We start from the raw sequence: 23,656 nt of genomic DNA, 5'->3' as shown, positions 1-23,656 counted from the left end.
TCGCCGAATCGTCCCTGCACTGTAGGTGAATATGTAGGTGCATATCGGGGCGATCGTCGTTAGATTGCTATCCAAATCGATAGCCAAATCCGCGAACGGTTGTAATGTATAGCGGTGTACTTGGATCAAGTTCTAGCTTCTCGCGCAACCAGCGAATATGCACATCTACGGTTTTAGAATCACCTAGATAGCTTATTCCCCAAACTTGTTCTAACAGTTGTTCTCGCGAGAGCACGCGGCGCGGGTTGTTCATGAACAGTTCTAGCAGGGAGAATTCTTTGGGGGATAGATTGATCTCCTGTCCCCGCACGAAAACGCGATACTCTTGCAGATACAGTGTGATATCTTCGTATTGCAAAATCGCCTGTGTTTCGGGTTGGTCTTGCGATCGACGGCGCAGCAATGCTCGACAGCGTGCAATCAGTTCTCTCAGTCCAAACGGCTTGGTGAGATAGTCATCTGCACCGACTTCTAGACCGACAACAATATCAGTTTCACTGGCGCGGGCACTTAGTATCAAAATTGGAACTGTGTTTCCTCGCTGACGCAGAATTCGACATAAATCAAGTCCACTTAAGCGAGGCAGCATGAGATCGAGGATGATGAGATCGATCGCCGGATCTTCGGGCTTTAGGGATTCAATAATATCCAGTGCGTGCTGTCCATCTCTGGCTGTCAAGACTCGATATCCTTCTTGAGTCAGGGCTGAAGTGAGCGATTCGAGAATGACAGTTTCATCGTCAATCACTAAGATAGAGGCTTGATAAAAACTAGGCGTAATGGATAGTCCAGGCGACCGCATAAGTGAGCCAATAACAGCGATCGAGCAAACTGCTCAGAGTTGTCAATCGGTGGAAATTTGAAGAACACTCACAATAAAAAGTAATCTGGAATTGTTGGCGAACAAACCCTCCAATACAATAAACAAACTCGCGATGCTCAAGGTTAATCTGAATTTAAAACTAGATTAAGCTTTAATTGTTTGGAATCATCGGATTTAATGGTTTGATTGTGCTAGAAACACACAATTTGTAATAATCTGTGCTTCACTTGGGAGATTGTTGCTCAGGGCTGAGATAGTTGTGATAGCGGACTTCAAGCTGGTTGATCGATAAATTCTGTGTCCAGTATTCGGTCAGTGCATGACCAAACGCCCAAGCAACCCGATCCGGAGTGGCTGTGTTATCTACAATCAAGTTCCACAGTGATTTAAGGTCAAGTGGAGTTTTAGGTTGTAGCAGTGTGTAGAGATCGTAAGCCATCTGTAGTTTGCCAATGACGATCGGCAATTGTTCGATCGGAATGCGTTCGGCTAAGAGAAATGCAAGCGTAGGTGAACCTGTTGTGATTTCTGAGATGAATCGCAGAATGGGACTTTTTAGAAAGGTAGTTAGACCTTGAGTAGTGGTCATCTGGAAGGTGTAGCGATCGATAATCTTTGCTGCTGCGGCGCTTCGAGCATCGATGTTTCGCATGAATCGAGCAAGACGGGCTTGTTTAGCGGGATCGATCGTGTTGAGAATCGACATCGATAGGGCATCTACTCCCCAAGGTTCACGATGGTTTCCAAGGGTCACAAGCGGCAGCACAAATGAGCAAACGTGACTTAGTACTTCCTGACGGTAAGCAACCGCTTCACGAATAGAGACTTCTTTGGGTCGGTCGCCGAATTGCCAGTTGTAGGGTGGATTCCATTCGCGAATTGGACGTAAGCGATCGACTTGAGTGACGACTGCAATAGTGGGTAATGAGAGCGATCGTAGTTCATTCAGAAAGTCTAAGTCCATCTGTAAGGCTGGATCGAGTGCGGGCGTGATTAGCAACACTAAATCCGTGTTTCTGGCATAGTCTAATACTCGATCGCGGAGTTCAGGACGCTCGACTTGTTCGTATCCGGGTGTGTCCCAGAGTGTCAGTGTATCTCCGGTTTCTGTTTGCCACTGATAGTCCTGAATCTGATCGGTTGAAGGAAGCGCATCAACTTGGGCTTGAGCTTCAACAAACAAAGTATTGATCACACTGCTTTTTCCGGCTCCGGTGCGACCCACTAACAATAAGCTGACAGGTTTTTGTTCGACGACATCCGTTGGATTTGCTTGAGCAATGATGCCTCGTAGGGTTTGAAACTTGGGTGTAGCAGGTTGCTCGATCGTTGTTAAAGCCGGGGGAGTTGTGCCACTGTAAAGCGCGATCGCTTGTCGAGCTAAGTTGCGTAATGCGGCTTCTCGCAATAGCTGACTGAGATTTCCGAGTAGTTCTTGTGTCGCTTGATTGCCGCTACGCTGTGTGACGGTTTTAGTGACTGCTACGGCTGGATTTAGTAACCATTGTGCCCAACCCCAAGCCTTCCAAAGTTTTCGGGCGGAGGGTTCAAGTTTTTGATAGATCTCGTAAGCTTGTACTGCTTGTCCTACCGTGACTTGATTTAGCACAGGGGATAGTTGGCGCATCCATTGATCTAAGTCATCGACTGTTCCGCGCAACAATGTGTAAGCTTGCGGAACATAGATGTTTAATAAGGGTTTCTGAGCTTCTGGATAGTAGACTGATGCGATCGCTCGAATCATGCCCAAACAGCGCTGCCAAAAGGTATTCCAGTCTTCCCAGAGCGGCGAATCAGATTGTGCTTCCGTCAAAATCTTTTGGACTTCGGCTTCAACTTTTCGAGTAACTTCAGTTGCGGGTGAATCCGTTAACTCGGTTGCTTCCTCAGATAGTTCGGCAACAATGGCTTCGACTTGCTGTAAGGCGGGCTGTGTCCATTTCACCAACAACCATCGCCAAGCGAAGAAGATTAATCCGACGATCGCCCAAATCCAGCTAATGCCCCAAGCTTGAATTTGCAAGCCTGCGGCAACGAGCAGAAATCCGACCACAAGCGCGATCGGAAGGGCTAACACAATCCACTGCCAAATCCGCAATCGCACCATAGGAGGACACCAACGTTTGTCTCCTTCAGTGTACAAATTTGGGCGAGTTTTAGAGACTTAGTGAACGCTCGTTAATCTTCTTCTCGATAGCCAAATTCAGCCAATCGTACCCGCGATTGTCGCCATTTCGGCAGCACTTTCACAAATAACTCTAGATGCACTTTGCCTTCAATCAGTTTTTGCATCTGTTCGCGAGCCGCAGTACCGATCGTTTTAATCATGCTGCCTCCTTTTCCTAAAAGAATTGCTTTTTGTGAAGGACGCTCGACGTTAATTGCGGCAAAAACTCGTGTCAGCTTCGGCTCCTCGACAACTCTTTCGATCGCGATCGCGACTGAATGCGGCACTTCTTCACGGGTCAAAAGTAGAATTTGCTCTCGGATGAGTTCGCCCATGATGAAGCGCTCTGGCTGATCGGTGACTAAATCGGGCGGATAGTAGTATGGCCCCGGTTCTAGCTTTTCGATGATAGCGGTTTGCAGTGCTTCCATGTGATCGCCTTGAAGCGCTGAGAATTTCGCGATCGTCCAGCCTCTATTTTCTGCTAATTCCCGATACTGTTTATCTAAAGCATCATCAGACTGCTGATCTGATTTGTTTAAACCCAAAATCACAGGTGTTTCCGTTTGCTCCAACAGTTCGGCAACATAGCGATCGCCGCCCCCTAGCTCGACTGAGCAATCCACCACAAATAAGACCACATCAACCGCATCGATCGCGCCCTTAGCATTTCTGACTAACACCTGTCCGAGTTGATGATGCGGTTTATGAATTCCGGGGGTGTCTACGAAAATAATCTGAGCCTCAGGAGTGGTGAGAATGCCGCGTAACCGATTGCGCGTAGTTTGTGCCACGGGGGAGGTGATTGCAATCTTTTGACCCACCAGGAAATTCATAATCGTGGACTTGCCAACATTGGGACGACCAATGATGCCGACAAAGCCCGATCGATAATCTTCGGGTGCGGTGGGAATCGTGAAAATGTCTGTTTCTTCTGACATTCCTAAATCTATTCTGTAATCTTGGATACTGTTGGTTTCGATCGTACTAAACTCACAGCTTATTCAGTGTATGAGATTATGGCTGAAGTCAAACGAATCGGAATTTTAACGAGTATCGGCTACTGGAGCTTGATGCGATGCAGACAGTACACTGGTGAAGACTGCGCGTGAACTCGGAATTTATTTGGGAGACTGATGACGGTTATCTTGACGAACGACGATGGCATTGATGCGCCGGGAATTCGGGCATTGTTAAGTGCGGTAAATGGAGCCGGAGTGTTGGTTGCGCCGAGCGGTCACTATTCCGGCTGTGGTCATCAAGTGACAACGACTCAACCGATTCGAGTGGAAAAACGCAGCGATCGAGAATATGCGATCGCTGGCACTCCTGCGGATTGTAGTCGCATTGCTCTAAACTATCTTTTTCCTGATACAAAACTGGTTTTATCCGGTATTAACGCAGGTGGGAATATGGGTGTTGATGTTTATATCTCTGGAACGGTTGCAGCCATTCGAGAAGCGGCATTTCATCGCGTTCCAGGGATTGCCATTTCGCAATATAAGAAAGGTAAGATTCCGGTGGATTGGAATCGATCGGCTAATCTCGCCGCGAAAGTTTTGCAGGAATTGAGCGATCGTTCCTATGAGCCGGGATTCTACTGGAATGTAAATCTTCCCTATGTTGAGCCGGATGCGCCTGATCCGAAAATTGTCTTCTGCGAACCTTGCACACAACCGCTTCCGAGTGATTTTCGCATTGAGGGCGATGATTTTTACTACTGTGGTAACTATGGGGCACGAAAGCGCGATCGAGGTTCTGATGTGGATGTTTGCTTATCGGGTCAGATTGCGATTACACAGTTAAAGGTTTGAACTGATCGATCGCACTTGCTAAATGTTTCTCTAGCGTGGTTTGCGGTAATGCCCCTTGTAAATGGCTCCACGGCAACACGCGATCGAGTTCCCAGAGATCGAACACATAATGATTCAAATCTGGTAACTGTCCTTTCAGTTCCTTAAATGCTCGTCGATAGCTGCCGAGTGAATCTCCATAGTTACGGACGAGTTCTAAAAACTTAGAAAGTCGGCGATCACCTCGCGATAAGATTGCTTGAATCACAGACCAGTTGTAGCTTTCAGGACGAAAATCAATGCCTTGCGATCGGAGTTGTTTTTGCAGGAATTGTAGGCGTTTTTCGGACTGCGGATTCACACCAAACCATTGAAACGGAGTGTGTGATTTCGGCACAAAGGTACTGCATCCAAGGGTCAGCCGCAAACCTGGAGCCGCTTTTTTCAGCGATCGCATCATTGCAACGGTTTGTTCTAAATCTTCTTGCTCTTCGCCGGGAAGTCCCACCATGCCGTAAAGCTTCAGCGCACTTAACCCGCCTGCTTTAGCGTTGATTGCAGCTTGGGTAATTTCATCGGTTGCCAGCTTTTTATTGATAATCTGCCGGATGCGATCGCTGCCACTTTCAACAGCGATCGTGATGGACTTTGCATCGTGTTTCACCAATGTTTGTGTAAGCTTTTCGGTCACAGTATTGGTTCGTACCGAAGATAAGCTTAATCGCACTTGATCAAACTGGGGCTGATTGAGATAGTCCAGTAAGTTCTCAAACTCTGGATGTTGTGTCACCGATGCACCCAGTAAGCCTAATCGATCGGTGTACTTCAAGCCCTGTTCGATCGCTGGAATCAATGAAGCTTCGACATCTGCAATCCGAAACGGTAAGGTGAGATAACTTGCTAAACAGAAACGGCACATCTCCGGACAACTCCGTACCACTTCGACCATAAAGATATTTTCCCAAGCCGCTTGCTCGGTCACAACAGTCGAAGCAGAAAGCGTATTGCCGCGATAGGTTTGCTTCTGAACTTGAGCGGGAACAGTCGAATCAGTCGGAACAATTGCCGCGATCGCACCCTCTGCACTTTCGTAAGTCACTTCATACAAGCTTGGAACATAGATTCCCGGTACTTGCGCTAGATGCCTTAGTTGTGTGGCGCGATCGGCGTGACGAACTGCTTGATACGCATTGATAAACGCATCCAGCAGAATTTCTCCATCTCCAAGTAAGAACACATCAAAGAAATCTGCAAAGGGTTCAGGATTCGCGGTGAGTACCGGGCCGCCACCGAAGACGATCGGATGCTCATCCGTGCGATCGCGGCTCCAAATCGGAATATCTAACGATTCCAACAGTCCCAAAATATTGACATAATCCAATTCCCAGGACATCGAAAAGCCCAATAGCTCTGGTTCAGACGGCAAAGATTCATGCACATCCGTAAACAATCGCGCCACATCGAGATCCGATCGTGCTGCCAGCGTTGCCCAAACGACTTGATAGCCCAGTGCAGTAATTCCGACACTGTATTCGTTTGGAAAAGCAAAGATAAGCGGAACTGCGTCTGCGATCGGTGTTGCAGGCGTGAACAATAGGCGTTCGGACGAGAAAGGAGAAGTCACTGGAAAACGATCAAACTCAAATAAGTTGCGCTCCTTCAGCCTAGCACTCGAATGTTGATGTCGTGGGCGGAACTTTAGCGCGATCGCTGATATTCCTGCCAAGCCTGTACCAAATTTCCCTGCATCAATCCAGCAACAGCATTCAACGTAGGCAGTTCTTTGAGTTTCGGATCAAGCGCGATCGCAGAATTAATTGCCTTTTGTGCTGCATGAGGACGAAAATCATACAAATTGACAAAAGCAAGATAAGCGTAAGCGATCGGATTTCTGGCATCGAGTTGAGTCACACGCTCAAAAGCGTCGATCGCGGGTTGTACCCGCCGTTTCAAAACATTCGCTAAAGCTAATCCATAAGCGAACTCTAGATTATTCGGTTCCTGTTGTAGTCGGTATTCTAGAATCTGTCTCGCTTGTGTAACGTAATCTTGATTCGGATCGTATTGATTCAGTTGTCCAACTTTTGCAAAGATACGATCGAGCGCCTTAATTCCCTGTGGCATGGTCGCAGCGAGGGCGCGGAGTTGAGTCATGGCATCCACTTCGGGCGATTCGATCGTAGCGGTTGGAGCGATGGTTAAGCGCACATCAGGACTGTCGATCGCGTAAGTCGCTTGGGTCTCGCGATTGAGATAGGCAACCGTCAATGTATAAACGCCTTCAGCATTCGGGGGCGGTAAGGCCGCAATGCTCTCGGTGACTTGGAAAGCAGCGTTATCAGAGTTTGCGGGAGAATGGAGCGTACCGAGCCCGATCGCGTGATCGTGAAACCATCGCTCTCTAGGCTTTTTAGTGGTATCGTCTGCAATTCGCGTCCAAGTCAGCAACACAGAGCCAGAGCGTAACTGCTTCCAAGAACCTGACCAACGGTAGGTAATCGGCATCGGCTTTCCGGGGGCGGCTTGGTTGGGAATGCGAATTTGTTCGAGTTTGATTTGCTCGGCGGGTTGAGGAGAGGGTGCGACGCGCACGGGTGCGATCGAGCGACGATACAATTCGAGTTTGCTGTTGTCGGGCAGTTCCCAGGACTTGTGCAGCAGGAAATCTGGACTATTGGTAATCGCTCGGCTGACCGCAGCGTAAGCTTCTGGACGACGAATTGATCCGGCATCGCCTGTTTTTGTCACATACCAGGAGAGCGATCGCGCATCCGGTTCAACCTGCTTTCGATCGGCTCCGACCTGCCGCCCATACACTTGATAATTTCTTAAGATGCCAGCGTAATTCAGATTGTGCTGATTCAATTCTGGGAGCGACGGCAAAACCCCGATCGTACTTTGCAAATATGGTTCTGCACTAATCACTTCATTCACGACATCCGCTTGATGCCAATTACTCGAAAGCACTGCATGACGAGCGTGAGCCGTTTGCAGAAATCGAGGACTGTATTGCATCGGTAATAGATTCGCGATCATAAAAATGGTTGACAGCACGATCGCGCCCCAGCGAAAAATGCGTAAGCGATCGGGAAATAACAGCAATCCTTGTGCGAGTAAAATCGCCAACACAGGTAGCAAGGGTGCGATATAGCGATCGTCTTTGTTCACATTTGCAGAACAAAGAATGTACGCGCCAATCAAAAAGATCAATAACCAGCGAACCGACTGCAACCAAGCGTGATGAATCTCGCGGCGGTATCCCCGTCTGCCCAGACCACCATAATCCGCGATTTTCAGCCATCGCCCGTCGATCCATTCCCACTGTTCTTGAATCACCGATCGCTTCCAGTACAGCAACAATCCCACCAAGCCCACGACGAATAGCGGTACAGAAACTAAAGCGGGTAGAGCCTTGAAGTAATAAATCCAAGCCTCCAGACTGGTCAACGGTGGATCGCCTTCTGCGATCGCGCTATCGACAGTTGCGCGTTTTCCTGCCGTAAGAATAATCAGCCAATTCGTTCGATACCAGGGCAAACAGACTAGAGCCGCAATGATGAGACCTGAGACTAATTGCAGCAATCGCTGCCATGCTTTTTTTCTGATTGCGAGAATGCTAAGCCAAACGATCGGTGTAAACAGAAAAAAGAGTGCAGGTTGTTTTGTCAGAAACGCAAGTCCTAATGAAATTCCAAATGCAACCGCATAGAACCACGATCGTAAGGATTGAATCTTTGGAAATGAAAAAGATTGTACGATCGCAAACGATTGCGTAATGGGTACAGAAGCAGCTTGATCACTGCTCGCCGACAAATGATGAGATTTAGGTGTGATTGTTTCTGTTGCCCAGAGTGTGAGACAAAAAAACGTCAGCGTAACGATCGCGACCAGTGGAAAATCGATCAAATAATCTAACCGAACTACATATAATCCAGGCAATATTAGACACAATGCCAACGACCAGACCGCAACTTGAACACTGAATAATCGAACCGCTAATCCATAAACTGATGCAAGTAGAATTGCACTGTATAGCAAATTAACGAGCGTCGATCGATCTTGTCCAGAACCGAATGAATGAATAAATGGTGCAGTAGTTAAATACACAAGTGGTGGCATTTTAGAAGAAAGCAACCAAACGCTTGTCCACCAAGCCTGAGAAAACCAATCCGGCTGCTGAAAAGCCCGCCAAAAGTTCATTGCGCCCGTTAGATATTCGGCTTGATCCCAGGCAGGAATCGATCGATCAACGGCAAACCAAATGCGATCGATCGCGGCCCCAATCGCCCAAGCGATTGCCACGACCCAGAAGCCTTTTACCCACTTTTGCTCTTGCTGCTTTGCAATCACTCCCGTCAATCCCAGTTCACTAAAGTCACGGAAATTTGTAGTTCATTTGTAGTTCATTAGTCACGGAAATTTGTAGTTCATTTTGATATGCGGAATCCCCGCTTCTTCAAACTCCTCACCTTCCGTAACAAATCCTAATTGCTGATAGAACGCAACGACCGAGGTTTGAGCATGAATGCGTAAATCAGAGATGTTTTTATCAGCCAAAAATTCTAGAGCAGTTTCTACAGTTTTTCTACCAATTCCCTGATTTCTGAAGGTCGCTAAAACTGCAAGCCGCTCCAATTTTGCAGTCTTTGCATCTAGAAATCGAATCCGCGCCGTCGCGATCGCTCTTTCTCCCCAATACGCTAGAAAATGCGTCGCGGCTTGATCCCGCCCATCAAATTCCAGCGCTGCATCGACTCCTTGTTCCTCCTGAAAAACCCGTGTCCGAATCGCGACGATATCGCTGTAATCGCGCTCAAACAATGCGACTTTAATGACGAGAGAATTGGCTTGCATGAATAATGTTTGAGCGACAACCTGAGCAATGCAGACTTAAAAGATACTAATTGATCTGGGGCAAATTTCGTCAAGATGACTGACTCCAAAGGCGGGAATTCGAATGCGGAGAATGCCTGAGATAAGCTGTAGTTGTTAGCAAGTTTGAATTCTCCACAGATGGAGTGATTGCAATGCAAGTCGGTTTAAAGTGTGCGCTGAGTGATGCTCATCTAGACGCTGCTCAATCAAGTAGCCAACGACAACTTTCGATCGCAATTGAAGCGCTCCCCAGTTCCTCCGGTCGCACAGTGCCGCTTAATCTCTGTCTAGTACTCGATCAAAGCGGTTCGATGGAAGGACGATCGCTCTCAACCGTCAAGCAAGCCGCAGAACGATTAATCGATCGCTTGTCACCAGGAGATCGGCTGTCGATCGTCACGTTCAACCACAAAGCCAAAGTTCTCCTGCCAAATCAAATCGTCGATGATCCAAACCGTCTTAAAGCAGCATTAAATCGCCTCGAAGCCGCAGGCGGAACAGCGATCGACGAGGGCATTCGATTGGGCATCGAAGAAACTGCTAAAGGTAAAAGAGAAGCCATTTCGCAACTGTTTGTCCTCACCGATGGCGAAAACGAGCATGGCGATAACGATCGCTGCCTCAAGCTGGCTCAAGTTGCCACCAATCAGGGTTTATCGATCAATTCCCTTGGATTTGGCGACTCTTGGAATCAAGATGTTTTAGAAAAGATTGCCGATGCGGGTGGTGGAGCGCTCTCGTACATTCAGGAACCTGAACAAGCGGTAACAGAATTCGGACGACTGTTTGATCGCATTCAATCAATCGGACTTACCAATGCGTTTCTGCACCTCACGCTGGCTCCTGGAACTCGGCTTGCAGAACTTAAACCGATCGCTCAAGTTGCTCCCGAAACGATCGAACTTTTGGTACAGCAAGAAGGAAATTTGGCGATCGTCCGATTAGGCGACTTGATGACCAATGCGCCCCGTGTAATTCTGGCAAATCTTTATGTCAATCAGTTACCCGAAGGGAAAAACACGATCGCCGCAGTTCAGATTAGATACGATGATCCCGCAGCAAGACAGACCGGATTCGCGTCCGAAACCTTCCCCGTCGAAATCGCTTCGCAAGCACAATATCAACCCAAACTTGATCCAGAAGTTCAGCAGAATATCTTGACACTTGCGAAATACCGCCAAACCCAAATCGCCGAAACGAAATTACAGCAGGGCGATCGTCAAGGTGCTGTCACAATGCTGCAAACGGCGGCAAAAACCGCGCTTCAACTGGGCGATCGCAATGCCGCAACCGTTTTGCAAAATAACGCAACTCAGTTAAATGCAGGCGGAGAACTATCGGAAGCCGATCGCAAAAAAACGCGATTAGTCTCGAAAACTATCTTGCGGGTGGCAGATTCTGAGTAGGCGTGGCAAATTCAACCGTCGGTAAAGCGCAGATTTTCTTAGCCATTGCGGGATCAGAATAGCTAGCCGTTTTCCAAGTTGCGGGAGAACCAACACCATCCGTGTAGGTGACTGTGTTGGTTCTGCAATTCACATCTGCATATTGAAACTGAAACACACCACTACAAGCCGAACCGCCGTCTTTCGTCATCGTTTGCAACACAATCAGTTGACGAATATTTTTATCGGAGCGATCGGGCTTTTCGCTTCGCGCGACGATAAATTCTGGATCAGCATAAAAAACACAGCCATCGCGGCTCTGACGCATCAGCAAATTGTATTTTTTAGTCACAAATTCATACGTCTCCACATCGGGTAGCGCTGCGATAGCTACACCCTGACCCAACACTGCAAGCGCCAGCGCTACCGTCGCCACCGTTTTCATACCCATCTCCCTTAAAACTAATTTGAACAATTCTGACAGATCACAATTTCTAAATTGAGAGCGAATCGCGGCAAAAACAATATCGATCTCCCGTTACCCTCTACAATGGTTTAACGTAGATCCCCGAAAAATCCCGTGAATAGTGTTCGTACCGTTTCTGATACCAAGCGATCGTTTTACAATCTGCACACCCGTCCGGTGAATTCGATTTTCCGGCGAGTGGTGGAAGAACTGATGGTCGAAATGCACCTGCTTGCCGTCAACACGGACTTCCGCTACGACCCCTTCTATGCGCTGGGTGTGGTGACGACGTTCGATCGCTTTATGCAGGGATATCGCCCTGAAGCCGACAAAGAATCGATTTTCAGCTCGCTCTGTCGCGCCCTCGAATCCGATCCGCAACAGTATCGCAACGATGCCCAGCACCTACTTTCTGCCGCATCGCAAAATCCTTGGGAGAACCTTGTAATTCCCGACAAGGCGGGTGAGTTTCGCGAGGTGCTAGCCGCGATCGCATCAAATCCGAAGTTCAAATACAGCCGTTTATTTGCGGTTGGTTTGTACACGGTTCTCGAAACGGCTAGCCCCGATTCGGTCAAGGATACTGCCAAACTAACTGAAGCCTTAAAACAAGTCGGTCAAGCCTTGAACGTGTCGCAAGACAAGATGCAAAAAGATTTGGAACTGTACCGCAGCAATCTGGAGAAAATGACGCAGATTCAAGCGGTGATTGCAGATGCGCTGGCTGCCGATCGCAAGAAACGCGAGGAACGCGCCCAAGCAAAAACTGTCGAACCCTCGAAAGACGAGGCAACTACTGAGTCTTAAACTGAATCTTAATTGCTGTATTCCTGGATTGTGTCGGGAAATCCAAACGATGGTAGAGACAAGTCGGTGACTTGTCTCTATTTATTTTGGCAGGAATCGTGATCGCTCCAAATGATCGAACGGTAGCGATCGCAACAAATCTATAGGATCAAATTCGCCTACAAGTAGAACCGACCCGAATTTGATACATCCCATGACTATCCCAGAAATCACACAAAAACTCCTAGCCGCAAAAAAGGAAAAGGGGTTGAGCTTCGCCGATCTAGAAGCCATGCTCGGACGCGACGAAGTTTGGATTGCGTCCCTGTTTTACCGCCAAGCGACGGCTTCTGAAGATGAAGCCTCAAAGCTATTACACGCTTTGGGATTGAGTCAGGATCTTGCTTCAGAACTCACTCAATCGTCTGTGAAAGGTTTAGGCCCTGTTGTTCCGACTGACCCGTTGATTTATCGCTTTTACGAGATCATGCAGGTCTACGGAATGCCGATCAAAGAAGTCATTCATGAAAAATTCGGGGATGGCATCATGAGCGCGATCGATTTCACCCTCGACATCGAGAAAATCGAAGATCCGAAGGGCGATCGCGTCCTTTTGACCATGAATGGTAAATTCCTGCCCTATAAGAAGTGGTAGATTTCTGGAGCGTTCAGCGGAAACTCATCTACACTGGTCACAGTCAATGATCCCGTTGTATTCGTTGAGATGCCGATGCACGCTCCTCATTCTCTCAATTGTGCCTGTCCTGTCCACGATCCCCAAACCAAGCAACGTCAGCTTTTATCTGCGCTGATTGTGGTAGGCAGCTTTGCCGGAGTTGAAGGCGCGATCGGCGTATCGAGTCACAGTCTCGCGCTGGTGGCGGAGGCAGGACATTTAGTGTCTGATTGTTTTGCGCTGGTGTTGGCATTATTAGCGACGCGGATGGCTCAGGCTCCGATGCAGTGGGGCTGGATCGGCGAGAATACCGTTACCATCAAACCGAGTCGCTCGCCGGAAACTTGGGCAGCTTTGCTAAACGGAGTTGGACTGATCGTAGTGTCGCTGTGGATTATGTGGGAAGCGATCGCCCGGTTTCAAACAACATCACCTGAGATCTCTAGCTTACCGATGCTAATTACTGCGATCGTTGGTTTAGCGGTGAATGGTATTAATATTGCAATCTTGCATCAAGGCAGCGATCACGATTTGAACTTACGTGCGGCATTTTTGCACGTTGTCGCGGACGCGTTAGGAGCGATTGGGGTGATTGTTGCAGCGCTCTCCGTTGCTGTTTTTCATTGGATGTGGGCAGATGGCGCGATTAGCTTAGCGATCGCCGGATTAATCTTAGTGTCAACGATTCCCCTAATTCGTCAGAGTATTCAAGAACTACGACGCTCGCTATGATTGTCTTACCGGAGTGGCGAGGCACGATCGCATGAACATCGCAAAGACGAAGAAACTGACTTTTCAGGAATATTTGGACTTCTGTGAAACAAGTCAAGAGCGCTACGAATTAGTCCGGGGAGAATTACAGCTAATGACTCCGCCTGTTTGGTTACATTATCGAATTGCTAAATTTCTAGAACGCGCATTCGACGATGAGATTACTCGGCGACAGCTCCCCTGGGAAGCACATCGCGATCCTGGACAGCAAACAGAAGAAAACACCTCTCGCCTTCCAGATGTCGCGATCGTGCCAATCGAAGCAGTTGAAGAATCTATTGATCGACCTGCTATCTTAACGACTGCTGCCATTGTAATCGTGGAGGTTGTGAGCGATAGCACTGCGCTGCAAGACTACCGCGAGAAGGTGACAGAATACCAAAACAAAGGAATTCGAGAATATTGGATTGTTGATCCTGATCCGTTTGGAGCAGCAAAGTATATTGGTTCTCCGAAACGTCCGACCGTTAGCGTGTACTCGTTGGTGGATGGAGTCTATCAAGTCAAGCGATTTCAGGGGAGCAATTGCGTCATTTCTCTCACATTTCCACACTTGCAACTTACCGCAGAACAAATTCTCAACGCTGGGCGATGAGTGCTTTTATCGCTGTGTTCAGAAAGCACCCATCGCAACTGCAATTAAACAGGAGGCACGATCGGTAAATTTGGATCTTGCTCAATGCTATGCAAGTTAGTCGTGTTTACTCGTCCAGCAGTCAAAAAGCGGAACGTCTCCTGATACAGGCTCTGCCAGAATCGATTACTCATATTTTGGCTGACTTCAGTTGGATCAACCATCGGATGCGGCACGAGATCTTCTTTGGGATACAGGAAAAATCGATGTCCTTCGCCTTCTCCACCGATGCGCTGGTAAAAGTCTTGATTCGTTTCGATATCGGCTGCATCTTCGTTCTCAGTCAAGACTAAGAACGTGGGAATGTTTGAGAGCGATCGCACCGATTTGTCACTCAAAACCATGCTGCTCCCAAAGCGATCGGCAGCCGTCAGACATCCAACCGGAAATCTCAAATTCGCATCCCAACCCGATTCGCTAATGTCCAACGGGCCTGCTAAGTTCACATAGCGCCGCCGTTCTTCCCCGTAGATCTTCAGCAAGGGCGCATAAGCAACCACTCTCCGGACGCGATCGGGACGCGATGCCGCTAATCCCAAGGCAGCCGCACCGCCAACCGACAAGCCCACCGTGAAAATATCTCCCGGCATTGCCGCAAGTTCGTTTAATCTTGCTTGCGCTTCGGTGAGATAGCGTAAATGCGAAGAAATGAAATAGCGATCGAAATCTGGATCATCGGGCAATTCTAGCGCTTTGATAATATCGAGCAGTTGCGGCTCAATCATGACTAATCGCGCCATCAATCCCATCTGTTGCATAAATCCGGGACGGGTAGCTCCTGGATTATTCGTGAAGTTTTTGATATACGCTTGCAGCACCGGATCTTTTTGCACCTTTTCTTTAATCGGTTCTGCATATTCGGGCTTGAGATCGACCTGACACCAGTTTTTGGCTGGATTGATGAGCGGATGTCCTGCGATCGAGGGTTGATAAACGTTGAACCCATTGCGAAAGAGATAATCTGCCAATCGCCACATTTGATGCGGTTTGGCGCTGAATCCGTGAAAAATCATTACCGTGCCGCGAATCGATCGACCCGGTTCGTGAAATAAGTAATACGGCAGTGCACCGTCTCTACCATCAGGATTCTGATTGAGAGATTGAATATAGGCATCGATCGCAGATTTCGTTTGATTGATTTGCTCAAGCGTGGGAATCGTGTCAGCGGCAATGTTCATGATTTTGGCTTAAAAAGATTTCAGAACGACGATCCGGGCTGTTTCAGGAACTCGATTTCTTCTGGCGTAGAAGAACGACCCAGAATTTGATTGCGGTGAGGAAACCGCCCAAACTGCTCGATTACCGCTCGATGGCGCAAAGCGTAATCGTAAATTTCTTCTAACTCAGGATTGCCTTTAAATTGCTCAAATAAACGGACTGATTCGTTTTGATCGTCGAGATTTTCACTGTGTTCGAGCGGCAAATAGAAGAAGAATCGCTGGACTGGGGCAACTTGCTGATCAAACTGCTGATCGATCGCATCTTTCGCAATTTCTAATGCTTTAGTATCTGTCGCAAACGATCGAGGTGTGTCCCGAAACAGATTGCGCGGAAATTGATCTAACACAATGATCAACGCTAAACAGCTTTCGGGAGAACTGCTCCAGTCGTCAAGCTGATTCGATGCGGCTTGCTCGTAAAGGGGGAGAAAGCGCGATCGTACCTCTGCATCAAAAATTGGATTTTTGGTAAACCATTCCTTCCGCATTTCTAGCTTGTCCCCGAACCAGAACGATAAAACTTCAACAGCAGTCATCTTTTTCTCCAATCAATCTCTATAAAATTTCGGAACTTTAAAAAGCAAAATTCCCCAAAGCCTCCAAAAACGCCGCGATAGTGTCACGATCGTCTGCCAGAGACTCCGGGGAGTCGATAAGTTGAATGCCTTATGACATCGCTTGAATAATGAAATCGAAATAGGGAGCCGCTTCTGTTGCATCAGCTTCACTCAGGAGACCCAGAGAAGCTTCTTTGAGACAACGAATTGCCTCTGCCATTCCCGGAACTGGAACACCGAGCGCGTTGTACATTTCCCGCGCACCGATCACGCCAATTTTCTCGATCGGGTCAGTGCTACCGCAGAGGATGCCATAAGTCACTAGGCGTAAATACCAGCCGTAATCGCGTAAACACAGCGCCCGTTCCCGGTTTCCGTAAGCGTTACCGCCCGGAGAAATGAAATCGGGGCGTTTTTTCCACAATTGCTTGCTGGCTTGTTCTACGATTTTCTTTTCGCTCTCAGACAAAACACTCGCGATCCGAGTGCGCTGTTCTCCGGTTTGAAAAAACTCTCTTATCCCGTTGAGTTCGCCTCTCGTTGGGTAACGAAGCTCGTCGTCGGCTTGTAGGATAACTTGGCTAACTACGCTCATGTTGTTATTGCAGTATCTCAGAAGTCACTTTGTAGTTTACCGAGTTTCGGGCACGATGCGAAAGGGGATTCTCTCATTTGCCTTGACAAATTGTTACATTTCGTCGTGTGAGGGTGCGATCGCGAATGCCTCAAATCAACTCAAGAAAATGAGTAACGAATAAACATAGAGTTTATTCATTTAATCTAACTCAATGACGATTACGACGAATGAGCTTCCTGAAGCTCTGCAAGCAATACTGTTAGAACTTCAACTAGAACTTCAACGAACCAATACACCCCTCACTGTAATTCATGAGGGCAAACCTATTGCGATCATCACTCCAGCGCAATCTCATAAGCCCCGTCCTGCTGCTGGATGTATGAAAGGTCGTGGTGAAATTTTAGGTGATATCGTTTCTCCCATTGAGCAGCCTTGGGAAGTGCTGCAATAAAAATCCTGCTGGATACGCATATTTGACTCTGGTATCTGTTTGATGACCCACAACTTTCCCAGAACTTGAAGAATATAATCTCAGACTCCGACACTGAATTATGGTTAAGTCCTATCACCATCTGGGAAGTCATGCTCCTTGCGGAGAGCTGCTTGACCGGATATGTTCTGCGGTGAGTAGTCGATCGATTTTGTCTAAAACGGTGGCATGAAAATAGCGCTCTCCACAGTCTGGACAAACTTCAGCATCAACATTTTCAACAATGTAGAGGCTGTCGTTTAGCCAATGTTGTCGTCTCACTTTTCTGAAGATAGGTTGTCCGCTACAAGATTCACAAATCATTTTTTTGCGCTACCTAAGCTAACAAGATCCTTTAAGTCGCAGCTTTAATTCATTTGTGTCGCGGTGATCAGAGATTTAGCCATCTGCCCACCGCAACATCGATCTATTCGATCGCTTCCTCGTCTCCATACAGCACAGGCAAACTTACATGAGTCACCCGCTCAGTTTTGCTCAGTTTGACGACTCGACTACCACGATCGTCTCTCGCGCTCAGATCGATCTCGTCTACATCAATCCGCGCTAAGTGATTCTCATTCGTTAACAGGAACACCAGCGATTGAGGTAATACGGCAACGATTCCTGCCACTACATCGGTTTTGTTGTTGAAGTGGAAGGATTGGGTTCCGAGTTCTCCCGCGCTTGCTCGACGTAAGGCTCTCACCTCCATGTGTTTCGCGTAACCTTGATCAGAAATCATCAGAAACGTATCGTCTTCGTTAGCGATCGCCCAACCGACAATCTGTTCTTTCTTAGAAACGCGCATTCCGGTTTGACCTTGAGAGGTGCGAGTTGCGATCGGAATCTGCAAATCGTTCACCTCAAATCTTAAGACTCGTCCGCTTGAAGTTGCGAGTAAGACTTGTTCTCCGACTTGCACCGGACTCACACACAAAAGCTGATCGCCCTCTTTGAGCTTCAATGCGGTGAGTCCCCGCCCGGTTAAATCTGTAAATTCAGAGAGTGGTAATCGTTTGATGCGTCCTTGTTCGGTGAGCAGCAGGACAAATTGATCCTCGATCGCGTCTGGCAGGATGAACGTGCCTGCGATCGAATCCGGTTCTGCTTGTGCGGCAGGTGGCAGGAGAGTTACAAGCGGTGTGCCTTTCGATTTGCCGTTATTCGCTTGTGGGATGTCGCGGACTTTCACCGCAAAAGCTTTTCCACTGCGCGTAAACACAACTAGCGTTTTACCTGTGGTGGTGAAATCGGTTTGCGTTGCGAAATCGTCTCCGTCTTCAAGTTCTTTCGTGGCGGTGTCATCGTTGCGATTCTTGCTGACGCGATCGTACACTTTCGGAGTCATTCGCCGCACATATCCGCGCCGTGTCACTTCCACGACTGCGGACTGTTCTTCTTCCTCAAACTCAAATGATAAATTTGTTGTTGATTTTGCCGCAGGAACATCATCTTTTTCGCTGACTTCGGCTGCAATTTCTGTAGCCGCAACGATTTTAGTTCGTCGATCGTCGCTGTATTTTTTCTTTAGCGATCGTAAGTCTTTCTTCAGCGCTTTCAGTAATTCACGGCGATCGCTGAGGAGCTTATTCAACTCCTGCATTTTCACAACAAGTTCGTCATGCTCGGTTTGCAGGCTTTGACGCTCCATTCCGGTGAGACGACGCAGCGGCATCGAAAGAATTGCATCGGCTTGTCGATCGCTCAAATCTAGCCGCTCTTGCAGCTGAAGTTTAGCAGTGCCGCCATCTGGAGCATTCCGCAGAATTTGAATCACGTCATCAAGGTTCGACAACGCTTTTAATCGACCTTCAACAATGTGAAGTTGGCTTTCGGCTTGCTCGTATTCGTTGCGATATTGCCGAGTTAGGGTGGTTTCGCGGAACAATAAGAATGAATTCAGTAATTCTCGCAGCGTCATTTGGCGCGGTTGAGCATTGTCTAACGCCAGCAAAATTACGCCGAAATTGGTTTGCAGTGGAGTTTGCCGGTAGAGCAGGTTAAGAATTTTTTGAGGATTCGCATCGCGGCGCAGTTCGATCACCACGCGAATCCCCTCGCGATCACTCTCATCCCGCAAGTCCCCAATGCCTTCGATCTTGCCTGTGTTCACAAGTTCCGCAATCTTTTCGATCAGCCCTGCCTTATTCACTTGGAAAGGCAACTCTGTAATCACGATCGCGCTTCTACGATGCTTGCCGCGTCCAGTGCTAACTTCTTCAAGATTAGCAATTCCGCGAACGGGAATACTTCCGCGTCCGGTTAAGTAAGCTTCTCGAATTCCATTTGTGTCAATAATTTCGCCGCCTGTAGGGAAGTCAGGCCCCGGAATTAGTGCGAGTAATTCATCATCTGATAAGGTAGGTCGATCGATCAACGCCACCAACCCATCAATAACTTCACCTAAATTATGGGGTGGAATATTCGTCGCCATCCCCACCGCAATCCCTGAACTGCCATTTAGCAACAGAATCGGTAACTGCGCGGGTAATACGGTTGGTTCTTGTTGTGAATTATCAAAGTTACCAACAAAATCAACCGTTGCCTCGCCAATTTCATTTAATAAAGCTTCATTCCCGATCGCAGAGAGTCGCGTCTCGGTGTATCGCATCGCCGCAGCCGGATCATTATCAACTGATCCAAAGTTTCCGTGACCCCCAACTAACGGATAGCGACTAGAAAAATCCTGCACCATTCGCACCAGCGCATCGTAAACCGCCTGATCGCCGTGCGGGTGATATTTACCTAAGACATCCCCGACGACACGGGCGCATTTACGGTAAGGTCGATCGGGAGTTAAGCCTAATTCGTGCATCGCGTATAAAATACGACGATGAACAGGCTTTAAACCATCGCGGACATCCGGCAGCGCACGTCCTACGATCACGCTCATGGCATATTCTAGATAGGACTGCTGCATCTCCGTATGTAGAGCAGTTGGGATCACCTGTCCGGTTGGGAGAATGTTTAACTGTTGTGATTGAGGTTGCGTCCGCGCCATGAGCCTATTTATCCTGCTGAACTTTTACAATAGTCGGAGTTTTGGGGGTTCCGAAGGGTCGATCGCTCTTGCCTGAAAATACTAATACAGTTGAGCTACCTTACAATCGTTCTATTTTGCCGTATCCAGTGCATTTCGTAAGAGGAATTTATAATGCAAACCGTTCTGATTGTGGAGGATGATCTGATTAACGCGAGGGTCTTCTCCAAAATTCTGACAAAACGCGGAGGTCTGGCAGTCAAGCATACTGAGAATGTAGACGAAGTGATTCAGATTGCACAGTCCGGAGAGGCAGACATTATCTTGATGGATGTGTCTCTCTCTCGCAGTATGTACCAAGGTAAGGCGATGAATGGAATTCAGTTGACTCAACTGCTGAAAGCCGATGCCAAAACTGTAACCTTGCCGATTATTTTGGTGACAGCACACGCGATGGAGGGCGATCGAGAGAACTTTCTGAAGCAAAGCGGTGCAGATGGATATATCTCGAAGCCTGTCGTTGATCATCAAGCCTTTGTGGATCAGATCATGGCGTTGCTGCCGAAATCGTAACGGCATGGCGTTTCGCATCGATACATTGGTACTATTCTAGCGCGATTTGCCCCGGTCGAGTGATTCAGGGGCTAGGTTGTAGCCCTTGAGAAAGCGCCGGATCTGATAAGCGAGATCAAGCTGTACTTGTTCGTTTGGGATGAGATTGAAGGTTGAATGTGTGGGTCGTTTAAGATTCTGTTAGATATTGTTTGTAGCCCAATTCATCAAGTTTCGCTTGTTTTCCGCGTACCATTTCTGCAAGGCTTTGACGGTAACCTTGCACTTTGGCAAATAACTCGGCATCGTGGCTTGCGAGAATTTGCACCGCGAGGAGTCCTGCATTTTTGGCATTGCCGATCGCAACCGTCGCCACCGGAATTCCAGCCGGCATCTGCACGATCGAGTACAGCGAATCCACACCTTGCAGCGTTTTTGTTTGTACCGGAACGCCGATCACAGGTAAAGCTGTCATCGATGCCACCATTCCTGGCAAATGCGCTGCGCCTCCTGCCCCGGCAATAATAACTTTCAAACCTTTTGTGTGTGCCTGTTTTGCGTACTCCATCATCCGTTCTGGGGTGCGATGGGCTGAGACAATTTCGACCTCGCAAGGGACACCGAATTCTTCGCAAACCGCGATCGCAGCTTGCATCGTCGGCAGATCCGAGTCGCTGCCCATAATAATTCCAATCAACGGCTGAGTCATATGCGAAGATCCAAAACGAATGCAATCAAGTGTGACAAATGCGCTTTTTGATTATCAATGCTCAAGTACCCGGTTTCCAAGGATTGCAGCAAATTTTGATCGATGAGGTGGTTTTAGAGATTGCGCCTCGGATTGAAATAACGGCTCCGATCGTTGATGTTGTCGGGGATTGGATTTCTCTGGGCGGTATTGATTTACAGATTAATGGTGCATTGGGACTAGCATTTCCAGATCTCAATTCGGAAAACTGCGACCAGTTAGAGAAAATTTGTCAGTTTCTCTGGAATCAAGGTGTGGATGGATTTTTGCCGACGATCGTTACGACTTCAATCGACAATATCCAACGATCGCTCTCGGTTCTTTCCGACTCTAACCTACCTCAAATCCTGGGTGTCCATCTCGAAGGGCCTTTTCTCAATCGACAGAAGCGCGGCGCACATCCCGAAGAATTTCTTCTGCCGCTTGATGTGGAAACTGTAAAGCGGGTGTTAGGTGATTATGCGGAAATTGTTAAAGTGATCACGCTGGCTCCCGAACTTGATCCAACTGGTGAAGCGATCGCATATCTCAAATCTTTGGGAATTACGGTGAGTTTGGGACATTCGCAAGCCACTGCGGAGCAAGCGCAGCAAGCCTTTGATCAGGGCGCTTCGATGGTGACACATGCTTTTAACGCGATGCCGAGTTTGCACCACCGGGAACCCGGACTGCTCGGAGCCGCGATCATTAATCCGAGTGTGTACTGCGGTTTGATTGCAGATGGACAGCATGTTTCACCGAGCATGATCGAGATTTTGCTGCGCTCTAGTCAGTACGATCGTGGAATTTTTTTGGTCAGCGATGCGCTTTCGCCGCTTGGATTACCCGATGGGCGCTACCCTTGGGATTCGCGTGAGATTGAGGTGATTCACGGAACAGCAAGATTACTTGATGGCACACTTGCGGGAACGACGCGATCACTCTTGTCTGGGGTGCAAAATTTAGTGAACTGGAATATCTGTGATCTTGGAACCGCGATCGCGCTTGCAACAACCGCTCCACGCGCTGCGATCAATCTACCTCATTCTTTCCTGAAGCAACCTGCTAATTTTTTGAGATGGCGAAAAAATGGAACGATCGCACCGCAGCGACTCACGTTTGATAAAAAGCTTGCATAAAAAACGGGGCACGGTTCAGGTGCCCCCAAGATACTCAGATTGACTTGTCAAAGCAAAAGTTCCCTCACAGCCTCGAACAAACCCGTAGAATCACGAGCCACTGTTGAGGTATTTGGGGTTTTGCCTCTCCGTAGAATACCTGAGTGATTTGTGCCATAGGTGCCCCTACATCAAAATTTCATCAGAACCTCATGTTTCTACAGAAATTATTAGCAATTCAAAAATTCTCTTGATTGCTAATTGAGAAAAATTGCTGCGGACTGGCTCGTTTAACTTTTTCGTAGGCCGGGGACGATCGAGTAATACGATAGGTAAAAGGGAATCAACAAAAAGAAACACAGATTTATGAACGGAGTCGATGATAAAACCGAAGTGCGTGAGTATTTCAACGCAACGGGCTTCGATCGCTGGCGCAGAATTTATGGCGATGGTGAGGTAAATAAAGTCCAGCTTGATATCCGCACTGGACATCAACAGACGGTTGATACGCTGCTTGGCTGGCTCAGAAGTGATGGAAATTTAGCAAGTTTAACCATTTGTGATGCGGGTTGCGGGGTCGGAAGTTTGAGCATTCCGCTAGCGCAAGAAGGCGCGAAGCTGTTTTCTAGCGACATTTCCGAAAAGATGGTGGGTGAAGCAAAGGAGCGAGCGAGCGAACTTGGGCTTCAAGACAATCCGGCTTTCGCTGTACAAGACTTAGAAACACTGAGCGGCAAGTATCACACGGTTGTTTGTTTGGATGTGTTGATTCACTATCCGACGGAACAAGCGACAGAGATGATCAAGCATTTGGCAAGTTTGGCGGACGATCGTTTGGTTTTGAGTTTTGCACCAAAAACCTTTTTGCTAACGATTCTGAAGCGGATCGGAGAGTTTTTTCCGGGCCCTAGTAAAACCACTCGCGCTTATCAGCATCGTGAAGCCGATATTGTGAAAGTGCTGGAAAGCTGTGGCTTTAAGGTTAAGCGCACAGCAATGACCAGTACGAAATTCTATTTTTCGCGAATGTTAGAGGCGGTGCGTTAAATATACGTAAGTTAGATCCAGCCCTGTATCGTT

The 23,656-nt window shown here is 48.0% G+C and carries 23 protein-coding genes; 10 read left to right on the top strand and 13 right to left on the bottom strand.

Going from position 1 to position 23,656, the window contains the following annotated elements:
* Nucleotides 1-67 precede the first annotated feature (67 nt).
* From H6F51_13365 to era, 3 genes are all read right to left on the bottom strand, one after another.
* Nucleotides 68-802, bottom strand: a complete 735-nt coding sequence (locus tag H6F51_13365) for a response regulator transcription factor (protein MBD1823472.1) — start codon at nucleotides 800-802, stop codon at nucleotides 68-70.
* Nucleotides 803-1,046: 244 nt separating this feature from the next.
* Nucleotides 1,047-2,930: a 50S ribosome-binding GTPase gene (locus tag H6F51_13360; protein MBD1823471.1), complete on the bottom strand. Its 1,884-nt coding sequence runs from the start codon at nucleotides 2,928-2,930 to the stop codon at nucleotides 1,047-1,049.
* Nucleotides 2,931-3,001: 71 nt separating this feature from the next.
* Nucleotides 3,002-3,931: a GTPase Era gene (era, locus tag H6F51_13355; protein ID MBD1823470.1), complete on the bottom strand. Its 930-nt coding sequence runs from the start codon at nucleotides 3,929-3,931 to the stop codon at nucleotides 3,002-3,004.
* Nucleotides 3,932-4,126: 195 nt separating this feature from the next.
* On the opposite strand from era, the gene surE reads away from it, so the two are divergent.
* Nucleotides 4,127-4,804: a 5'/3'-nucleotidase SurE gene (gene surE, locus H6F51_13350; GenBank protein ID MBD1823469.1), complete on the top strand. Its 678-nt coding sequence runs from the start codon at nucleotides 4,127-4,129 to the stop codon at nucleotides 4,802-4,804.
* Here surE and H6F51_13345 read toward each other — a convergent pair.
* The 3 genes from H6F51_13345 to H6F51_13335 all read right to left on the bottom strand — a co-directional run bounded on the left by H6F51_13345 (nucleotide 4,785) and on the right by H6F51_13335 (nucleotide 9,637).
* Nucleotides 4,785-6,407, bottom strand: a complete 1,623-nt coding sequence (locus H6F51_13345; protein MBD1823468.1) for a radical SAM protein — start codon at nucleotides 6,405-6,407, stop codon at nucleotides 4,785-4,787. The genes surE and H6F51_13345 overlap by 20 nt on opposite strands.
* A 74-nt stretch (nucleotides 6,408-6,481) precedes the next feature.
* Nucleotides 6,482-9,130 (bottom strand): phospholipid carrier-dependent glycosyltransferase, encoded by a 2,649-nt coding sequence (locus tag H6F51_13340; protein ID MBD1823467.1) that lies wholly within the window; start codon nucleotides 9,128-9,130, stop codon nucleotides 6,482-6,484.
* A 63-nt stretch (nucleotides 9,131-9,193) separates the two neighbouring features.
* Complete coding sequence (locus H6F51_13335; GenBank protein MBD1823466.1) at nucleotides 9,194-9,637, bottom strand: GNAT family N-acetyltransferase; 444 nt, start codon at nucleotides 9,635-9,637, stop codon at nucleotides 9,194-9,196.
* Nucleotides 9,638-9,810: 173 nt separating this feature from the next.
* Between H6F51_13335 and H6F51_13330 the strand changes: the two genes are divergently transcribed.
* The gene (locus H6F51_13330; GenBank protein ID MBD1823465.1) at nucleotides 9,811-11,064 is read left to right on the top strand and encodes a VWA domain-containing protein; all 1,254 of its coding nucleotides are present in this window, start codon (nucleotides 9,811-9,813) and stop codon (nucleotides 11,062-11,064) included.
* Here the strand turns inward: H6F51_13330 and H6F51_13325 are convergent.
* Nucleotides 11,036-11,488, bottom strand: coding sequence for a hypothetical protein (locus H6F51_13325; GenBank protein MBD1823464.1), 453 nt, complete (start codon nucleotides 11,486-11,488; stop codon nucleotides 11,036-11,038). The genes H6F51_13330 and H6F51_13325 overlap by 29 nt on opposite strands.
* 135 nt (nucleotides 11,489-11,623) lie before the next feature.
* Here H6F51_13325 and H6F51_13320 point away from each other — a divergent pair, with 135 nt between their 5' ends.
* The 4 genes from H6F51_13320 to H6F51_13305 all read left to right on the top strand — a co-directional run bounded on the left by H6F51_13320 (nucleotide 11,624) and on the right by H6F51_13305 (nucleotide 14,337).
* A complete protein-coding gene (locus tag H6F51_13320; GenBank protein ID MBD1823463.1) occupies nucleotides 11,624-12,316 on the top strand; it encodes a photosystem II biogenesis protein Psp29 in 693 nt (230 codons plus the stop codon).
* 193 nt (nucleotides 12,317-12,509) lie between these two features.
* Entirely contained in the window at nucleotides 12,510-12,950 is a 441-nt protein-coding gene (gene cynS / locus H6F51_13315) for a cyanase (GenBank protein ID MBD1823462.1), read from the top strand.
* A gap of 75 nt (nucleotides 12,951-13,025) precedes the next feature.
* Nucleotides 13,026-13,703 carry a cation transporter gene (locus H6F51_13310; GenBank protein ID MBD1823461.1) on the top strand — a complete coding sequence of 226 codons (678 nt, stop codon included), beginning with the start codon at nucleotides 13,026-13,028 and terminating at the stop codon, nucleotides 13,701-13,703.
* Nucleotides 13,704-13,734: 31 nt separating this feature from the next.
* Nucleotides 13,735-14,337 (top strand): Uma2 family endonuclease, encoded by a 603-nt coding sequence (locus tag H6F51_13305; GenBank protein ID MBD1823460.1) that lies wholly within the window; start codon nucleotides 13,735-13,737, stop codon nucleotides 14,335-14,337.
* A 44-nt stretch (nucleotides 14,338-14,381) separates the two neighbouring features.
* Here the strand turns inward: H6F51_13305 and H6F51_13300 are convergent, their stop codons facing one another.
* From H6F51_13300 to H6F51_13290, 3 genes are all read right to left on the bottom strand, one after another.
* A complete protein-coding gene (locus H6F51_13300) occupies nucleotides 14,382-15,554 on the bottom strand; it encodes an alpha/beta hydrolase (GenBank protein ID MBD1823459.1) in 1,173 nt (390 codons plus the stop codon).
* Nucleotides 15,555-15,574: 20 nt separating this feature from the next.
* Complete coding sequence (locus tag H6F51_13295; GenBank protein ID MBD1823458.1) at nucleotides 15,575-16,132, bottom strand: DUF924 domain-containing protein; 558 nt, start codon at nucleotides 16,130-16,132, stop codon at nucleotides 15,575-15,577.
* 130 nt (nucleotides 16,133-16,262) lie between these two features.
* Nucleotides 16,263-16,748 (bottom strand): allophycocyanin, encoded by a 486-nt coding sequence (locus H6F51_13290; protein MBD1823457.1) that lies wholly within the window; start codon nucleotides 16,746-16,748, stop codon nucleotides 16,263-16,265.
* A gap of 193 nt (nucleotides 16,749-16,941) precedes the next feature.
* On the opposite strand from H6F51_13290, the gene H6F51_13285 reads away from it, so the two are divergent.
* A complete protein-coding gene (locus tag H6F51_13285; GenBank protein MBD1823456.1) occupies nucleotides 16,942-17,181 on the top strand; it encodes a type II toxin-antitoxin system Phd/YefM family antitoxin in 240 nt (79 codons plus the stop codon).
* Between the two features lie 129 nt (nucleotides 17,182-17,310).
* On the opposite strand, the gene H6F51_13280 is transcribed toward H6F51_13285, so the two are convergent.
* Complete coding sequence (locus tag H6F51_13280; GenBank protein ID MBD1823455.1) at nucleotides 17,311-17,481, bottom strand: YgiT-type zinc finger protein; 171 nt, start codon at nucleotides 17,479-17,481, stop codon at nucleotides 17,311-17,313.
* Between the two features lie 145 nt (nucleotides 17,482-17,626).
* Nucleotides 17,627-20,200, bottom strand: a complete 2,574-nt coding sequence (gene gyrA, locus H6F51_13275; GenBank protein ID MBD1823454.1) for a DNA gyrase subunit A — start codon at nucleotides 20,198-20,200, stop codon at nucleotides 17,627-17,629.
* Nucleotides 20,201-20,353: 153 nt separating this feature from the next.
* Here gyrA and H6F51_13270 point away from each other — a divergent pair, with 153 nt between their 5' ends.
* A complete protein-coding gene (locus H6F51_13270) occupies nucleotides 20,354-20,752 on the top strand; it encodes a response regulator (protein ID MBD1823453.1) in 399 nt (132 codons plus the stop codon).
* Nucleotides 20,753-20,921: 169 nt separating this feature from the next.
* On the opposite strand, the gene purE is transcribed toward H6F51_13270, so the two are convergent.
* Nucleotides 20,922-21,440, bottom strand: coding sequence for a 5-(carboxyamino)imidazole ribonucleotide mutase (gene purE, locus H6F51_13265; GenBank protein ID MBD1823452.1), 519 nt, complete (start codon nucleotides 21,438-21,440; stop codon nucleotides 20,922-20,924).
* 38 nt (nucleotides 21,441-21,478) lie between these two features.
* Here purE and nagA point away from each other — a divergent pair, with 38 nt between their 5' ends.
* Both nagA and H6F51_13255 read left to right on the top strand, forming a co-directional pair.
* Nucleotides 21,479-22,597: an N-acetylglucosamine-6-phosphate deacetylase gene (gene nagA / locus H6F51_13260; protein ID MBD1823451.1), complete on the top strand. Its 1,119-nt coding sequence runs from the start codon at nucleotides 21,479-21,481 to the stop codon at nucleotides 22,595-22,597.
* A gap of 345 nt (nucleotides 22,598-22,942) precedes the next feature.
* Nucleotides 22,943-23,623 (top strand): magnesium protoporphyrin IX methyltransferase, encoded by a 681-nt coding sequence (locus H6F51_13255; GenBank protein ID MBD1823450.1) that lies wholly within the window; start codon nucleotides 22,943-22,945, stop codon nucleotides 23,621-23,623.
* The last annotated feature ends 33 nt before the right edge of the window (nucleotides 23,624-23,656 follow it).

It is taken from the genome of Cyanobacteria bacterium FACHB-DQ100, assembly GCA_014695195.1.
Taxonomy (GTDB): Bacteria; Cyanobacteriota; Cyanobacteriia; order Leptolyngbyales; family Leptolyngbyaceae; genus Leptolyngbya.
The sequence above is the reverse complement of the archived record's forward strand: the minus strand, read 5'-3'. Positions and strand labels throughout refer to the sequence as shown.

Excerpts from the sequence above, each read along its gene's own strand:
- H6F51_13310 (MBD1823461.1), top strand. The coding sequence starts at position 13,026 with ATGCACGCTCCTCATTCTCTCAATTGTGCCTGTCCTGTCCACGATCCC.
- H6F51_13305 (MBD1823460.1), top strand. The coding sequence starts at position 13,735 with ATGAACATCGCAAAGACGAAGAAACTGACTTTTCAGGAATATTTGGAC.
- nagA (MBD1823451.1), top strand. The coding sequence starts at position 21,479 with ATGCGCTTTTTGATTATCAATGCTCAAGTACCCGGTTTCCAAGGATTG.
- era (MBD1823470.1), bottom strand. The coding sequence starts at position 3,931 with ATGTCAGAAGAAACAGACATTTTCACGATTCCCACCGCACCCGAAGAT.
- H6F51_13300 (MBD1823459.1), bottom strand. The coding sequence starts at position 15,554 with ATGAACATTGCCGCTGACACGATTCCCACGCTTGAGCAAATCAATCAA.
- H6F51_13330 (MBD1823465.1), top strand. The coding sequence starts at position 9,811 with ATGCAAGTCGGTTTAAAGTGTGCGCTGAGTGATGCTCATCTAGACGCT.
- H6F51_13335 (MBD1823466.1), bottom strand. The coding sequence starts at position 9,637 with ATGCAAGCCAATTCTCTCGTCATTAAAGTCGCATTGTTTGAGCGCGAT.
- H6F51_13360 (MBD1823471.1), bottom strand. The coding sequence starts at position 2,930 with ATGGTGCGATTGCGGATTTGGCAGTGGATTGTGTTAGCCCTTCCGATC.
- H6F51_13270 (MBD1823453.1), top strand. The coding sequence starts at position 20,354 with ATGCAAACCGTTCTGATTGTGGAGGATGATCTGATTAACGCGAGGGTC.
- surE (MBD1823469.1), top strand. The coding sequence starts at position 4,127 with ATGACGGTTATCTTGACGAACGACGATGGCATTGATGCGCCGGGAATT.
- H6F51_13295 (MBD1823458.1), bottom strand. The coding sequence starts at position 16,132 with ATGACTGCTGTTGAAGTTTTATCGTTCTGGTTCGGGGACAAGCTAGAA.
- H6F51_13325 (MBD1823464.1), bottom strand. The coding sequence starts at position 11,488 with ATGAAAACGGTGGCGACGGTAGCGCTGGCGCTTGCAGTGTTGGGTCAG.
- purE (MBD1823452.1), bottom strand. The coding sequence starts at position 21,440 with ATGACTCAGCCGTTGATTGGAATTATTATGGGCAGCGACTCGGATCTG.
- H6F51_13255 (MBD1823450.1), top strand. The coding sequence starts at position 22,943 with ATGAACGGAGTCGATGATAAAACCGAAGTGCGTGAGTATTTCAACGCA.
- cynS (MBD1823462.1), top strand. The coding sequence starts at position 12,510 with ATGACTATCCCAGAAATCACACAAAAACTCCTAGCCGCAAAAAAGGAA.
- H6F51_13290 (MBD1823457.1), bottom strand. The coding sequence starts at position 16,748 with ATGAGCGTAGTTAGCCAAGTTATCCTACAAGCCGACGACGAGCTTCGT.
- H6F51_13285 (MBD1823456.1), top strand. The coding sequence starts at position 16,942 with ATGACGATTACGACGAATGAGCTTCCTGAAGCTCTGCAAGCAATACTG.
- gyrA (MBD1823454.1), bottom strand. The coding sequence starts at position 20,200 with ATGGCGCGGACGCAACCTCAATCACAACAGTTAAACATTCTCCCAACC.
- H6F51_13365 (MBD1823472.1), bottom strand. The coding sequence starts at position 802 with ATGCGGTCGCCTGGACTATCCATTACGCCTAGTTTTTATCAAGCCTCT.